Annotated in this window: 13 protein-coding genes; 5 read left to right on the top strand and 8 right to left on the bottom strand. The window is 43.2% G+C overall.

The features are described 5' to 3' along the window. The 8 genes from mshL to J5X92_RS16330 form a co-directional block, all read right to left on the bottom strand. A complete protein-coding gene (gene mshL, locus J5X92_RS16365; RefSeq protein ID WP_126872564.1) occupies positions 1-1,674 on the bottom strand; it encodes a pilus (MSHA type) biogenesis protein MshL in 1,674 nt (557 codons plus the stop codon). 1 nt (position 1,675) lies between these two features. Continuing rightward, complete coding sequence (locus J5X92_RS16360) at positions 1,676-2,017, bottom strand: hypothetical protein (protein WP_013785868.1); 342 nt, start codon at positions 2,015-2,017, stop codon at positions 1,676-1,678. Beyond that, positions 2,010-2,654, bottom strand: a complete 645-nt coding sequence (gene gspM / locus J5X92_RS16355) for a type II secretion system protein GspM (protein WP_126872565.1) — start codon at positions 2,652-2,654, stop codon at positions 2,010-2,012. The genes J5X92_RS16360 and gspM overlap by 8 nt, the downstream gene beginning before the upstream one ends. Continuing rightward, the gene (locus J5X92_RS16350) at positions 2,651-3,280 is read right to left on the bottom strand and encodes a hypothetical protein (RefSeq protein WP_126872566.1); all 630 of its coding nucleotides are present in this window, start codon (positions 3,278-3,280) and stop codon (positions 2,651-2,653) included. The genes gspM and J5X92_RS16350 overlap by 4 nt, the downstream gene beginning before the upstream one ends. Then, positions 3,277-4,242, bottom strand: a complete 966-nt coding sequence (locus J5X92_RS16345) for an MSHA biogenesis protein MshI (protein WP_126872567.1) — start codon at positions 4,240-4,242, stop codon at positions 3,277-3,279. Before J5X92_RS16345 ends, J5X92_RS16350 begins: the two co-directional genes overlap by 4 nt. 92 nt (positions 4,243-4,334) lie before the next feature. Continuing rightward, a complete protein-coding gene (locus J5X92_RS16340) occupies positions 4,335-4,883 on the bottom strand; it encodes a histidine phosphatase family protein (RefSeq protein WP_013785872.1) in 549 nt (182 codons plus the stop codon). A 134-nt stretch (positions 4,884-5,017) separates the two neighbouring features. Further along, positions 5,018-6,544 carry a glycerol-3-phosphate dehydrogenase gene (glpD, locus tag J5X92_RS16335; protein WP_208806126.1) on the bottom strand — a complete coding sequence of 509 codons (1,527 nt, stop codon included), beginning with the start codon at positions 6,542-6,544 and terminating at the stop codon, positions 5,018-5,020. 344 nt (positions 6,545-6,888) lie between these two features. Further along, positions 6,889-7,647 carry a DeoR/GlpR family transcriptional regulator gene (locus J5X92_RS16330; protein ID WP_013785874.1) on the bottom strand — a complete coding sequence of 253 codons (759 nt, stop codon included), beginning with the start codon at positions 7,645-7,647 and terminating at the stop codon, positions 6,889-6,891. Positions 7,648-7,804: 157 nt separating this feature from the next. Between J5X92_RS16330 and glpK the strand changes: the two genes are divergently transcribed. From glpK to J5X92_RS16310, 5 genes are all read left to right on the top strand, one after another. Further along, positions 7,805-9,289, top strand: a complete 1,485-nt coding sequence (glpK, locus tag J5X92_RS16325) for a glycerol kinase GlpK (RefSeq protein ID WP_208806125.1) — start codon at positions 7,805-7,807, stop codon at positions 9,287-9,289. Between the two features lie 329 nt (positions 9,290-9,618). Further along, on the top strand, positions 9,619-10,965 hold the full coding sequence (locus J5X92_RS21145; RefSeq protein WP_244360939.1) for a TonB-dependent receptor: 1,347 nt from the start codon (positions 9,619-9,621) through the stop codon (positions 10,963-10,965). Continuing rightward, on the top strand, positions 10,966-12,327 hold the full coding sequence (locus J5X92_RS21140; RefSeq protein ID WP_339348813.1) for a TonB-dependent receptor: 1,362 nt from the start codon (positions 10,966-10,968) through the stop codon (positions 12,325-12,327). Between the two features lie 69 nt (positions 12,328-12,396). Continuing rightward, complete coding sequence (locus tag J5X92_RS16315; RefSeq protein ID WP_013785876.1) at positions 12,397-13,839, top strand: SLC5 family protein; 1,443 nt, start codon at positions 12,397-12,399, stop codon at positions 13,837-13,839. Positions 13,840-13,851: 12 nt separating this feature from the next. Then, the gene (locus tag J5X92_RS16310) at positions 13,852-15,300 is read left to right on the top strand and encodes a tryptophan halogenase family protein (RefSeq protein ID WP_208806124.1); all 1,449 of its coding nucleotides are present in this window, start codon (positions 13,852-13,854) and stop codon (positions 15,298-15,300) included. Positions 15,301-15,340 lie beyond the last annotated feature (40 nt).

Raw genomic sequence — 15,340 nt, 5'->3', positions numbered from 1 at the left:
TTAATCCACATACAACCAATCAACCATATTTTGGCGACTGGTTTCAAGTTGCTGTTCGAACGTGTCGTGTCCTACAACAGTGGGTTTGAGTAAAATAATAAGTTCTTTTTTTGTTTCGCTAACTTGGCGATTTTTGAACAATTCACCAAACAAGGGAATGTCACCCAGTAATGGCGTTTTTGATACCACATCGGTTTGACTGGTTTGCATTAAGCCACCTATCACCACAATTTCGCCAGAGCCAGCACGAATTATAGTGTCTGACTCTCGAATGGTGCTTTGTGCCAATGGCAATACAATTTGCTCATCATCCATAGTCACAACTTTTTGCTGCTCAGCAGTTTCAATCACCGATGGGTGAACATGCAAAAGTACCGTGCCTTTGTCATCAATTTGCGGTGTTACATCTAGCGCAATGCCCGAGAAAAAGGGGGTAAGTTCAATATCCGGTGATATAGACGTTGTAGTGCTGGTTACCGTGCTGTCGCTTGACACATCAGTGACAAAATATTCATCGTCACCTACTTTTATAACCGCTTTTTGATTATTAATAGCGGTCACCCGGGGGCTCGAAAGTACTTGTACATTCCCTTGAGTAGACAGTAATGACAGCACGCCTGAGAAGTCTTTGTTCAAAAAAGCGAGGCTTGTCACGCCACCCAAAGTAGCGCTGATGTCATTGCCTAACGTGCCAGCAGTGGTTGAAAGCGAAAAGTCTGTATTGCCGGTGTTGGCCAATATTTCATTCCAATTAATACCCTGCTGATAACCGTCATTCAGTTCAACTTCTAAAATACGGGCTTCCAAAATAACTTGCTTAGTTAAGTTCGCTTCTGAGGTCTTCAAAAAGCGGCGTATATCAGACAATTCATCAGGCATAGCCCGCACAGTAACTAAGCTTGCTTGCGGAGTAACAAATACAGCACGGCCGTTTTCCTTACCTACCATAGCTTCAAGACTAACCTTCAAGTCGGCCCAAAAGTCGGTTTCAGTGCGAGTGTTTATCGTTGTGCCGTTAGTATTGCTGTTGTTTTGACTTCCGTAGCTTTCGGAACTGCTGAAGTTGCCACTGTACGAGCCCGAAGAAGAACCATTGTTGTTATTTTGATTATTATTTTGCGTTACACCGCCGGAGGTAATACTGGTTTGAGTTGCCCCGTTTCGCTGCATGTAGAGGTAATTCACGGCAAAGGTTTCAGTACGCATACCTGCAGCGCGCACTTTAAACACCGTTCCTGAGCGCGCAATGTCATAGCCATATAAGTCACTGAGTAGTGACATAACTTCATCTATTGTAACTTGCTTGAGTTGCAGCGATACCGACCCAGTTACTTGCGGATGAATAGCAACACTGTAAGGCGTACCTTCAACCAAGCCTGCGAAAAAGGCGCTGATAGGCACACTTTGCGCGTTAACGTCGAAACGTTGTGGGCCGAACAAGCTGTTAGTTGAAGACACACTTTCGGGTGCTGCCAATGCAGCTGATACCGCAGAGGGAATGGGCACTGGGGTATTTAGTTGTGAAGATTTACGCGCTTTTTCTGCATCAATTTGTTCTTGTAAGTCTTGTTCAACTTTTGACACAAGCTGCTGCTGAGGCTCTGATGTACTCTGACAACCGGCCATCGCTAAAGATATGCTTAATACTCCAAACAGACGGGGTAACTTGCCCATTTTACAGATCCTCTGATACATTTTTTTTAATTGTTGTTATTGGCGCTAGAGACAATACAGTTCGTACAGGCTTGGCATAACGGTTTTTCAAAATTACTACGGTATTCTTAGTGATGCTTTCTACTTTGCCGTCGGCGATATCATCCCCTTCCCTGACCACTTTATTATTAATAATGGCATGCTTACTTTGCGCAGAATACATGATGGCGCTTAAGGAAAACTCCCCTTGCTGCGTAGCACCAATGCCTGTCATTTTGGTATTCCCAGGACGAGTTGGGTCTTGCTGTGCAAACAACAAAAATGAGCTAAAAGTGAGCACTATTGTTAGTATTAGTTTAAACACGGATAAATGTCCTTTGCGTGCTAACGGTATAAAACTCTATTGTCACTTTTCCGTTAGGGTAATCGCTGACTTGGTAATCCATCGCTTCCCAATAAAGCTTTATATTTTCTTTTTGAGCACGTTGAAGAAAGTCTCTGATATCAAAATAGCTACCGCTGAACGTTAGGGTTAGGCCGTGTCGATAAAGCGTAAGCGCCGATAAGTCTTCACGCCCTGCAAATATATTAACAGGCGCAATAGTTGCCATAGATTCCAAGCGCACTTGTTGTGCATCATCAAACATACGACTAACCAACGCTGGCATTTCATCAGGGGTGACTAGGGTCTTAAGTTCATCTCTAAATCGCCGTTCCAATATCGCATCTTTTTCTTCTAATTCTGCAATGCTTGATATCAAGGCCTTGTCGGGATCCTCTTCTAGCGCTTCGAGATAAATTTGCAATTGCTGGCTTAACGAAGAGGTTTGCGTGGCTTCAGACGCAAGCCTTCTTTCCATCGATTGCGACTTTTTCCAAAGTGGTTCGATGAAAAACGTGAAACCAACAAGTACTATCACCACTAAGCCCGCGACGAAGAGCATGATGAGTTCTCGAGGGCTCATGGCGGCCAGTTTACTGTTCAAGCTATCTTTGCTCATTCTGGTGCCACCTCAACGTCTTCATCAGCTGGCTCACTGAGTAACTCAAACGACAACACGCCATTTGGATTGCCATCCTTGTTGATATCACGGCTTAATTTAATGACTTCAAATTCTTTTTCTTCAAAGTAGGTAGCGTTTCCTAGTCGTTTTAACCACGCTGGCAGCGCACCTGGGTCGTTTACTTTGCCATATAATGACAATCGCTCACTGCGCACTACAAATCGCGTTAACCATAGAGAACCGTCTGCAACATCGGCAAAACCATTTAAGGCTTGGTAAAATGGCGCCTGCTCTCGAGTTTCTTGCCCACTCAATTCTTCTATAAGTAATGTTTTTTGGCTGACCGAAAGGTTTAACGTTTCGTGTTCTTCAGATAAAACTTGTGATGGCTTTCGTTCAGCTAATTGAGATTTCGCCATGGCTAACTCTTCATCAAGCTGGATAGTTCGCTCTTGCGCTTGGTTTAACACTGCACTTTGTTTTTGAACCGTCACGCTCAACCTCATGGTAACTAGCACGACTATCAGCAATGTAAGTAACCACACTACGAGCATTGTGCCTACGTTCAACCAGCGAAACTCCGGTTTAAACTCTGGCCAATAGAGGTTAATCCGCTGTCTCATTTTAGCTCTCCTGTAGTACTCATAGTAGGAGGTGCTATAGGTTGTGGAACCAATGCACAAAACGCAGCACTTAAGCTCACCAAGTTCAGCCGATAAACATCAATGTCTTCGCTAACTTGAATAGGCGAAATTAACTGGTCGATTTGTGCCGGAATTAACTGGCTGAGCTGCATCTTAACCGTAGTAGAATGCGGGGAGTCTAACCGAAATAAAACCGAACGGATGGGCGGTTGGCGCAACTGACTTTCAAAGTGGTCCATAGAACGTTGAATTTGCACACCCAAATTATCAAGCAGTCCCATTTCCAATTCTTCTTGGGAAAACGAGCCAATATTTTCAAAACCTTTTAACCGCCGAGAAGAATAAAGGTTTCCATCTTTAACCACATTTAAAACCACTTCTTCACCGGCTTCTTGTGTTAACAGTACGGTGGCGCTTTCCATTGACGGCATGAGCTCGCATAGCGCTAATTCAGCAGTCGTGATTTCTTTTAAAGTGACATCGGCAAATTGGATATGGCTGACAACATCAGCAATGACAGAGCGAGGTAACGCGAATACGTTTACCTTGTTAGTGCCTGCAAGAGGCACGGGCAAATCGACATAATCAAATACATAGGCTTTGTCGCTACCCAATATTTCGGCAACAGACCATTGCAGTGCGCCGTGAACTTCGTTGTCCTCAACATTTGGCCGGTCTAGCTGTAACGCATTGTACCAACTGTGAGACATACACACGCACGTTGAGATACCAAGAAGGTTTTTTTCCTTTAGCCAAGTATGAAGCTTTTCACCCCATTTTTCTGGCGTTACCGTTTCTTCGTCAACTAAAACTATTGAATCTTGCTCACGTTTTACGATGCAGAAGGATACAGACTCAGCGTCTACAGAAACGCCGAGCACATGGTGCTTGGAAACACGTCTAAATTTCTGCTTTAGGTATTGGCGCCATCCAATGTGCATTGTAAAATCTTTGGCCATGAATAATTGTGTTATTACAACAAAGTAATAACAATAGCACCAGTAGACGAAAGTTGTTTATTTTTAAGAATATTTCAATTTTTTATTAAACGCGTCACACCCCAATAACCGTTATTTTTCTCCGTTATTTCCCAGCCTCTTTTAGCCAGAAGAATGCGAATATAACGATTACTCATGCCGTGTCCAAACACAACAATTTGAGCGTGCTGTTCGGCTTTCTTTTCGAGTTCCTTTGCCGCTTTACCCACGCGATTTTTAGCCTCAACGAAAGACTCAAACCGCCCCGCTTTCCCGCAAATCCACATTAGCCTGTTTAATAAAACCCAATGCCACGCTTTTAATCTTAGCGGTAGCCTGTAGTAGGGTATATCCATTTCTTTTAATTCGGGAATAACGTCAACTGCGGGCTCGCCCATATAATAGTTCGCCGAGAGCTGCGCTCTTTTAAGCGGGCTAGCAATGATGTGATGCGCGGCAAATTCGCGCTTTTCATTTGGGTAATGGGCGCTGTCTAAAGGTGACTGATTGTACTGGCGAACCCAATTGGTAAATTCACCCGCACTTAATTTATTGTTGTGAGCAGACAACGGCTTTCCGTGCCGAATTAGAATTATTTCCTTCATCCTATCTTCCTCTATATGAATAGCTTTAAAACCAGTAGACCAACTATATCGCTGTAGTTAAGTATTTTGGACATAAAAAAGCCCGCACTTTGTGAAATAAAGATACGGGCTTTTTAAGATTCTATATTGAATATCTACGCAGATTGCTGCATATCGACACTTTTAGACACTTGAGTCGTTATATAGCTTTCTAAGTTGGTTTGCTCGCTCTGGCTTAAACGTAAACCATGCTTAGTTCGGCGCCAAATGACGTCTTCAAGAGACATTGCCCATTCGTGATCAATAAGGTAGTCCACTTCTGCTTGGTACATGTCGGCACCAAAGTTCTCACCCATGCTGCCTAAATCTGCTTTTCCTTCAAGAAACTTAACGCACAACATGCCGTATTGACGCGCATAGCGAACCCCTACCGATTCAGGTAACCATGGGTAGTCTTGTTGTAGCTGTTTAATTAAATCTGCTTTATTGGTGAAAGCGCCACCCGGAAGCGCTACATTTTTGGTCCAGGCTTTACCTGCCTTTGGAAACAGGCTAGTTAACTTATCTACTGCATGCTCAGACAATTTTCTGTAGGTAGTAATTTTTCCACCGAAAATATTAAGCAATATTGGCGAAGACTCAGTGCCGCTTAGCTCTACTTTATAATCGCGCGTTAACTCTTGCGCAGACGCATTTTTTTCTTCAAGCAATGGGCGCACGCCACTGTAGCTATGAACAATATCACTTTCGTCAATTTTGGTTTTAAAATACGTATTAACAACTTCAATAAGATATTCAGTTTCAGCTTCAGAAATAGCGGCTTGCGATGGCTCACCAACATAGTTCTCATCGGTAGTACCAACGAGTGAAAAGTCATCTTCGTAAGGAATAACAAAAACAATACGGCCGTCTTTATTTTGAAGAATATAAGCTTCTTCTGTGTCATACAATTTAGGCACAATAAAATGACTGCCCTTCACCATACGCATCGCATTTGGGTTTTTAGTGTCGGCAAGTCTATCTAGGAATGAAACAGCCCATGGCCCAGCAGCGTTAACCACAGCCTTGGCATTGATTGTAAACGTTTTCCCTAATGCGTCTTTTAAAGTCACTTTCCATAACTTGTCTTGCTTCTCGGCACTAATACATTCAGTGCGGGTATAGATGCTAGCACCTTTATCTTGCGCTGCTAACGCATTCAATACCACTAAACGAGCATCGTCTACCCAACCATCTGAGTACTCAAAACATGTTGTTATATCATTCACCAAGGGGCCTGTCGGTGACGTAGACATTTTCTTTGAGCGCGGCAATACATTACGTTTGGCTAGTGAATCGTACATAAACAAGCCAATTCGTATCATCCATGCGGGACGAAGATGCTTTTGATGAGGTAAACGAAAACGTAAAGGCCACATGATATGTGGGGCTTTTTCCAATAGCACTTCACGCTCAGCGAGCGCTTCTTTCACAAGGCGGAACTCATAATGCTCTAAATAGCGTAAACCACCATGTATTAACTTACTGCTAGAGGAAGACGTTGCACCTGCAAGATCGCCTTTTTCACATAGTGCTACCGAAAGTCCGCGACCGGCTGCATCTAATGCTACTCCGGCTCCATTGACACCGCCGCCAACCACTAAAACGTCAACGGTTTGTGTACTATTTGTATTCTGATTCATGTTCTCGCCCCTTTCGGCTTCACTAGCATGCTGGCTATTTGACAACCAAAAAGAAAACATGTCAACACAAAACGAACATTAACGAACATTCTTGCTCATTTTTAACCTACGCAATTAAAGCACTGGTTCAACATAGCCCCATGGTTTCAGATAAAAGTTTGATATATAGCTTTTGCAGGTATTAGGTATGCCTACTGTTATGCATAGCCGTAAGCTTACTTAACCATAGCAGTTAATACATGGGTAACAAGGATGGCGCGCCGTTACAACAATGCTGGGCAGCATGCTGTTTTGGAAGTAGATAGTAAACTGATAAGTGACTACTAAGGTTATAAGTTGGCCGTTTACGCCTTAATGAAACTGATGTTGTTTTCATCAATAATTTTTCGAATAGCAGGGGGCGGTGTTTGATCGCATACCAGGCAATCAACCTGAGAAATATGCCCCTGCTCTACCATAGCTCTTCGTTCAAACTTACTATAATCTGCTGCAAGAATAACGTGCTGGGTATGCTCTAATATCGCTTGTGATACCTTTACTTCCCTAAAATCAAAATCGAGCAGTGCACCATCAGCGCTAATTCCACTGATACCTATAATGCCGTAATCCATACGAAACTGGCTGATGAAGTCGCAGGTTGCTTCCCCAATAATACCGCCATCTCGGTAACGTACTTCGCCCGCAGCGATAATAACTGAGAAGTCTTCTTTAGCAGAAAGAATGGTCGCGACATGAATGTTATTCGTTACCACGTGCAAGTTTTTATGATTAAGTAACTTGCTTGCTATCATTTCAGTCGTCGTGCCTATGTTTATAAATAATGAAGCCCCGTCGGGGATCATGCTAGCCACTGCCTCAGCAATTCTTTCTTTTACTTCACTGTTTTGTGTTTTGCGTTCTTGATAAGGCGTATTTTCCCAACTTCGATTAAGTCCAGCGCCCCCATGGTATCGACTAACAATACCTGCCTCGGCGAGCTGGTTTAGATCGCGACGAATAGTTTGGGGGGTAACATCACAACGAGTAACCAAGTCGTCAATAGACATGAAGCCATTTTGTTTGATAAAGCTAACAATTTTTTCGTGTCTTTGCGTTTGGTTCATTGGGTCATTCCTTGTGGCGATTTAGCTATTATACGTGGTTCACCTTTGCCTGCCTACGGTAATTCGAACACTGAAATGTTCGTTTTCGAAAATATAGCATTGTTAAACTGGTGTAAATGGTGCAAACTCTTACCAAATTATGTTCAGGAGACGTGTCATGGGCCAATATATTCTTGCCATAGACCAAGGAACCACGAGTTCACGTAGCATTATCTTTGCAGCGGACGGCGCTATCGTAGCTGTTGCACAACAAGAGTTTTCTCAAAAATACCCACAAGATGGTTGGGTGGAACACGATCCAGAAGAAATTTGGGAAAGCGTAACCACTACCATGAAGCAAGTATTCGATAAGTGCTCTGTATCACCTGAAGATATAGCCTCTATAGGTATTACCAATCAACGCGAAACAACCTTAGTTTGGAATAAAAACACCGGCAAGCCTGTGTACCCGGCTATTGTTTGGCAAGACAGACGTACCTCGCAGCAATGTCGCGAACTCGACGACGATGAAAGTTTAGTGGCGCATATTACTGAATCTACGGGGCTACTGCTTGACCCTTATTTTTCGGCCACCAAACTAGCGTGGATCTTAGACAATGTAGAAGGTGCAAGAGCGCAAGCCGAAGCCGGTGAATTGCTTTTTGGTACAGTGGACACCTTCTTAATTTGGCGTTTGACCAACGGCGAATCACATAAGACCGATGCCACTAACGCTTCTCGTACCATGTTGTTCGACATTAATACTCAGTGTTGGGACGAACGATTACTCGATACCTTTAATATCCCTAAAGCCATGCTTCCTGAGGTCATGGACTGTGCTGATGAATTTGGTGTTGTAAGCAAAGATATTTTGGGCTGTGCTATCCCTATTCAAGGTGTAGCCGGCGATCAGCAGGCTGCGCTTGTTGGCCAAGCCTGCTTCCAGAAAGGCATGGCAAAAAGTACTTATGGTACGGGTTGTTTCATGATTTTGAATACAGGCGACAAGCCTCTTCAATCTAAGAACCGCTTGTTAACTACCATCGGTTATAGGTTAAACGGAAAAACCACTTACGCCCTTGAAGGTAGTATTTTCATGGCCGGCGCTACGGTGCAGTGGTTACGTGATGGCTTGAAACTGATTGACGATGCTTCCGAAACCGAAGCGTTGGCGCAAAGAGCGCGACAAGATAATGGTGTTTTTCTTGTGCCAGCCTTTACCGGACTAGGCGCTCCTTATTGGGATCCCGATGCGCGAGGTGCGATTTTGGGCCTAACTCGAGACACCGGCATAAGCGAAATTGTTGCCGCGGGCTTGCAATCAGTATGTTATCAAACCAAAGACTTACAGAAAGCCATGGAAAGTGATGGCGCACGGCCAACCACTATCCGCGTAGATGGCGGCATGTCTCGAAACGATTGGGTAATGGGTTTCTTGTCTGACATATTAGGCGCAGAAGTTGAACGCCCCGAAATTACTGAAACCACCGCACTTGGCGCCGCATTCCTTGCTGGCCTTCAAGCTGGTGTATTTACCTCTGTTGATTCCCTTACCGAGTGCTGGAAAAGTGACAGTATTTTCACTCCTCGGCTTTCAAAAGAAGAGCGTGACAAGGCCTATGACGGTTGGAAAAACGCCGTTGCCCGTATCCGCTGTAGTTAATTTTACCTCTCCATATATAGCGCGGTAATAAACCGCGCTTTTAATATAAAAAAATATTTTTATAACATTGTCATTACAATGTAAATTTGTGTTACTATCAAAAATTAAGGAAAACGTTTACCTTTTTTCTTAATTTTTAAAAACCTTTAATTTCAACATCTTAATAATAATAATTCGAAATTTAGGTTATAAGGTGTGTAAAAAGAATGTTAATAAGCTTGATCCGAACATACTTATTACGCTATTTGTACGCTAACTAAGTAGAAAATAGCCTACTCACGGAGAAAACACAGTGACACATAAAATTAATCACATCATTATTAGGCCCAATGGCCAAGCGCTCACTATTAGGCGTTGCTATTGCGACAGCCTTACACACCCCGTTGGTATTCGCTCAAGAAGAAGCGACACCATCTGAAGACCAAGTTGAAGTTATTGAAGTTAAAGGTTTTACCAGTTCACTTAAAGCATCAATGCTAGATAAGAAAGCATCTGATGTTGTTTACGACGGTATTACTGCTGAAGATATTGGTAAATTCCCAGATCAAAACGTTGCAGAGTCACTGCAGCGCATTACTGGTGTTGCTATTGATAGAAGTGGCGGTGAAGGACAATTCATTACAGTACGTGGTTTCGGCCCAGAATTTAACACCGTATTGGTAAATGGTCGTCAAATCGCTACTGAGAACCAAGGTCGAGCGTTCAGCTTCGACACGCTTCCTGCAGAATTAATTAGTGGTGCAAAGGTATACAAGAGCCCGCTAGCATCAATGCAAGAAGGTGGTATTGGCTCGACTGTTGAAGTTACCACTGCACGCCCTTTCGCATTTGATGGCTTTAAAGCTGTAGCAAGTGTTAAAGGCATGTATGAAGACATTTCTGAAGAAACAACACCACAACTATCTGGCCTTGTTACCAATACCTTTATGGATGGCAAGCTAGGCGTTTTAGCTGCTGCTTCCTTCCAACAACGTAAACTTCAAACAAATATGTTGGAAACACGCTACTGGCGTCCAGGTGTTAGCATCACAGATCGTTCAGAACTGGATAACCCAGACTATGCCGATAGCTCGCAATACAATGGCGTTTACGTTCCACAGAACTTTGACCAAATTGTTGACTTGGTAGATCGTGAAAGAACATCTGGAAACTTGGTTGTTCAATACGCTCCTAACGATGATATGACTCTTACCTTAGACGGTCTTTACTCAAAGTTCGAAGTTGATTCAGACGCCCACAGTGTTGGTCATTGGTTCACCGATAGCAACTTAGACAATATGACCTTTAATGACAATGGCTCACTAACTAGCTTAGACAGTACATTAGTTGAAGGTGTTGGTGGTGCAACTGACTTTATCCGTCGTCGATACGGTCGTGACGTTGAAATTCAAGCATTTGGTGCGAACTTCGAGTGGTTAGTAAATGACAATTTAACTGCCGTTATCGATTTATCAACATCAACGGCTGAAGACAACAGTGGTGGCGATAACTTCTTTACCGTTGTAGGTTACAACAATGCCTACAGCGTAGATTATTCAGGGACTACACCAACACTAACTGTTGATGGTGGTGATGCAGCCTTACAAACACCATCGTTAGGCCGCATGCATTACAACGAACGTAACGGCTTCGATACTGAAGACACTATTTCAGAATACCGTGCGGATTTCACATGAGTGCCAGATTCGGATAATGCCTTCTACAAAATGGATTTTGGTATTTACTATCAAGACCGTGAAAAAGACAACACACGTCGCTTCGCTTCAGCATGTAATGTTTACTGTGGATACAGTTTCGATATTCCTGATGAGCTACTTACTGTTTTCACTGCCGAAAACTACTTTGCTGGCGTACCTAACCAATGGTTGACGTACAACCCGGAAGCGTTCTTCGATTATGCAAACTCTGACGCCGCTGCACAGCAAATTGCTGATGCAACAGGTTTATCATTTGATGATGTTCGTGCAACCCTTGATGCAACAAATATTAGTAACCCGCAAGCAAGTGCCGACTCTTACGTTGTGGGCGAAGAACTATTAAGTGTTTACACGCAGTTCTACTTCCAAACTGAAATCTCAGATTTACCTTTAGATATTAACTTCGGTTTCCGTTACACAGAAACAGATACATCTGTAGATGGAACTGTTCAACAGGTTCAAGATTTAGAGCCTATTCCTAACGACCCATCAGACCTTAACGTTGTTTATGCGACCGATGTTGGAACGCCGATTAATGAGAAAAACAGCTACTCTTCGTTGCTGCCTAATGTAAACGTTAAACTTCAACTAACTGACGACTTGTATCTACGTTATGCTTATTCAGAAACACTTACTCGCCCAATGATGGACGACCTAGTACCTGTATTTAACGTAACGGTATCTCGTCCAGGTAACTTGCAAGCTCAAGCGGGAAATACCGAACTTCAACCATACCAAGCTTCTAGCTGGGATGTATCTTTAGAATGGTATTACGATGACACTAGTTACTTCTCAGCGGCTGCATTTAATAAGGAAGTTGAAGACTTCATTTCTTCATCTACTGAAGAAGAGTCTTTATTCTTAGATAGCGGTGAGTATGTATTTAGTGTGCTTCGTCCTCGTAATGGCGAGACACTGAATGTTGAAGGTCTTGAACTAGCTTGGCTACATACTTTAGAAAATGGTTTTGGTATTCAAGCTAACGCCACTATCGTAAATTCAGATGCTGAATTTAGTCTGCCAGGTTTGGGGAACTCTCAAAACATTACGCTTTTCTATGAAAAAGATGCGTTCCAAGCCCGTGTAGCACTGAACAACCGTGAAACTTTCATGCAAGAAGCGGTAAGTTCACTAGGTGGTACTGAGCCTCTGTTCACAGAGACATATACCCAAGTGGATATGAGCGTAAGCTATGATGTTAATGAAACCGTTACCGTGTTCTTCGAAGGTATCAATATTACTGAAGAAGAGCTAACGCGTCGTGGTCGCCTATCTGAACACTTTGTACAACAAGTGAATGATGGTGCTCGCTATGCAGTTGGCGTACGTGCTAACTTTTAATTATACCTAGAATGAAAGAGGGGGGCATTCGCCCCCTTTTTAGTTGTTTCTTCTGCTGAGGAGTTTTTTGTGTCAGGCAGCTTAATCCAAATCATTGTTTTCTTCGTTATTACTGCGCTTATAGGTCTACTCACCTACATTAAGTGCCGCGGACATGGACACAGTAAGGCAAGTGAAACTAAAGAATACTTTCTAGCTGGCGGTGGTCTTACATGGATCTTTGTCGCGGGCTCTATTACGTTAACTAATTTAAGTACCGACCAATTAGTAGGTATGAACGGTAACCAAATGGCGTTACTGGCATGGTGGGAATTTGCAGCCGTTATAGGCTTAATAATCTTAGCCCGTATTTTCCTTCCTGTTTATTATCACTATCAATGCACAACTACTACCGAGCTTTTAGAGAAGCGTTACAACAACAAGCATATTCGTGCGCTTATTGGGCTGCTTTTCTTCTTAGGTAGCAGCCTTATATTTATGCCAGCGGTTATTTATTCTGGCTCTTTGTTCATGATTAACATGTTTAACCTAGACCTTCCACTCATGTATGTAGCTACAGCTTTTGCCATCATTGGTGCGTTGTATGCAATTTTTGGCGGGTTACGCGCGGTTGCGGTATCAGATACGTACTCGGGTGTTTTGTTGCTGGTTATGGCAATAGTTGTAGTGATATTGGCAATGGTAGCTATCGATTTTGATTTCTCAGGCATTCCTACAGAACGCTTAACATTAATTGGTGATGCAGACTCTCCTCTTCCATGGCAAACCCTATTAACCGGTATGATCTTCATTCAGACGTTCTACTGGAGTACCAATCAAACCATTACACAACGCGCTATGGCTGCCCCTAATATCAAAGAGGCACAGAAAGGCGTGTACGCAGCAGCGATCATTCGCTTTATCATTGTTCCTAGTATAATTGTTGTCCCTGGCATCATCTCATTCAAACTTTACGGTGACATAAACGATGCAGCCTACGGAACACTAGTTGGCGACGTTTTACCTGATTGGTTGTCGGGCGTTTTTGCAGCTGCGCTAGCGGCGGCGGTACTCACAACATATAACAGTAACTTAAACTCAGCCACGGCGTTATATGTATGCGATATACACGAAGCTTACGTGAACAAAAAGCCTGAAGTGGCCAAGTTAGGTGGAATTGTTACCGCAATTCTTACTGTAGTTTCACTGGTAATGGTGCCAATCTACGCGCAAGCCGAAAGTATCATTAACTTGTTACAACAACTCTATGGTTTGCTTAGCATGCCTATACTTTCTATTTTTATAGTCGGCTTGTTGTTTAATAATGTTAACCCGTATGCAGGCATTACTGCTGTTATCTTCGGCGTGTTACTTTATTCATTCTTTAGCTTCGTGCACGCACCTTTTGGTTTGCATTATATTCACCTTATGTTGGTTACCTTAATTTGCTGTATTGGTGTAGCCTTAGGTGTAAATAAACTCGTATTTAGACAGTCGGCGCAATGGCGTGGCAGATTGGTAGATGCAGACTAGGTAGCGCAGCGTATGACGCCGGTAAATAGTGTTGTTATTGTAGGCGGAGGCACGGCGGGTTGGCTTACTGCTGGTCTGCTGGCGGCTACCCACTCTAAACAAGGCTCCACCGGCGCACGCTTGTCTGTAAAGGTTATTGAATCTGATTCGATTCATCCTATTGGTGTGGGCGAAGGCACTTGGCCTACTATGCGCAGCACCTTAGCTAAAATAGGAATTGAAGAAGCTGCACTCGTCCAACAAGCGAGTGCGACCTTTAAACAGGCGAGTAAGTTTGTTCACTGGCACACTGAAGGGCAACGCACTGGATACTACCACCCCTTTAGCGCGCCTCAAGGCTCGGCCAGTGTAGATATAACCCCGTATTGGTTACACAACGACTCATTAAACGAGTATGCCTCAGATGTATGTTTTCAACCTAGCCTGTGCGAACAAGGTCTAGCCCCCAAATTAAAGGCCGATTCAAAGCAAAGCTTCAGTGCCAATTACGGCTATCATCTTGATGCCGGTAAATTCATTAACGTAATACGTGAACACTGTAAGAAAGTGTTAGGCGTCGAGCACATTATTGATGATGTCACCGATGTTGCTACTGATGACGCAGGCATAAAGCATGTCGTGACAAAAAATAATGACCATATTCGCGGTGATATTTTTGTTGATTGCACAGGTTTTAGTGCACGTCTTATCGAAAAAGCACTAGATGTTCCCATGGAAGACGCATCCTCTGTATTGTTTTCAGATTCAGCTTTGGTGCATCAAATTGCATATTCTGATGAACATCAGCCTATTGCTTGTCACACCCTATCTACCGCGCAAGAAGCTGGTTGGATATGGGACATTGGTTTGCAAAATCGCCGGGGCACGGGTTACGTTTATTCGTCAGAATTTCAATCCGATGATGAGGCAACTCAAACGTTTATGGCTTATCTAAAATCGATAAACCCTAACGAAGAGTTACCTTCTACTTTTAGAAAAATTAACTATAAAACTGGCTATAGAAAACGTTTCTGGGAAAAAAATTGCGTAGCTATAGGTTTATCTAGTGGCTTCTTAGAGCCCCTTGAGGCCTCTTCACTGATGTTAATTGAGCAAAGTGCAATTCAACTTGCTGAGCAATTACCCGCCTACACACAGGTAATGCCCCACGTGGCAAGCCGCTTTAATCGGGCGTTAACTAATAAGTGGCAAAGCACTATAGAATTTTTAAAACTACACTATGTTCTTAGTAATCGTAACGAAGACTTCTGGTTAGCAAACAGATCACCACAGAGCATTCCACAACGGCTAGCATCCTTGCTTGAAGAGTGGCAATACCGCCCTATTCTTGATAGCGACTTTACTGATACAGATGAGGTATTTAGCGCACAAAGCTATCGCTATATACTTTATGGAATGTCACATAAGACCAACTTGAGCCAGTATGGGGTTCTAGGGATTTTCCCCTCTAAAAAGACATAATCCTCTGTAGACCACACCAATAAATGGCTGCGGAGGTGGT

The sequence above is a fragment of the Alteromonas sp. K632G genome (assembly GCF_017653625.1).
Classification (GTDB): Bacteria; Pseudomonadota; Gammaproteobacteria; order Enterobacterales; family Alteromonadaceae; genus Alteromonas; species Alteromonas naphthalenivorans.
Note: the sequence above shows the minus strand (reverse complement) of the source record. Positions and strands in the feature narration are given on the sequence as shown.

Bases quoted from the DNA above. Each gene is read 5' to 3' on its own strand.
- mshL (WP_126872564.1), bottom strand. From the start codon at position 1,674: ATGGGCAAGTTACCCCGTCTGTTTGGAGTATTAAGCATATCTTTAGCG.
- gspM (WP_126872565.1), bottom strand. From the start codon at position 2,654: ATGAGCAAAGATAGCTTGAACAGTAAACTGGCCGCCATGAGCCCTCGA.
- J5X92_RS16350 (WP_126872566.1), bottom strand. From the start codon at position 3,280: ATGAGACAGCGGATTAACCTCTATTGGCCAGAGTTTAAACCGGAGTTT.
- J5X92_RS16345 (WP_126872567.1), bottom strand. From the start codon at position 4,242: ATGCACATTGGATGGCGCCAATACCTAAAGCAGAAATTTAGACGTGTT.
- J5X92_RS16340 (WP_013785872.1), bottom strand. From the start codon at position 4,883: ATGAAGGAAATAATTCTAATTCGGCACGGAAAGCCGTTGTCTGCTCAC.
- glpD (WP_208806126.1), bottom strand. From the start codon at position 6,544: ATGAATCAGAATACAAATAGTACACAAACCGTTGACGTTTTAGTGGTT.
- J5X92_RS16330 (WP_013785874.1), bottom strand. From the start codon at position 7,647: ATGAACCAAACGCAAAGACACGAAAAAATTGTTAGCTTTATCAAACAA.
- glpK (WP_208806125.1), top strand. From the start codon at position 7,805: ATGGGCCAATATATTCTTGCCATAGACCAAGGAACCACGAGTTCACGT.
- J5X92_RS21145 (WP_244360939.1), top strand. From the start codon at position 9,619: ATGGCCAAGCGCTCACTATTAGGCGTTGCTATTGCGACAGCCTTACAC.
- J5X92_RS16310 (WP_208806124.1), top strand. From the start codon at position 13,852: ATGACGCCGGTAAATAGTGTTGTTATTGTAGGCGGAGGCACGGCGGGT.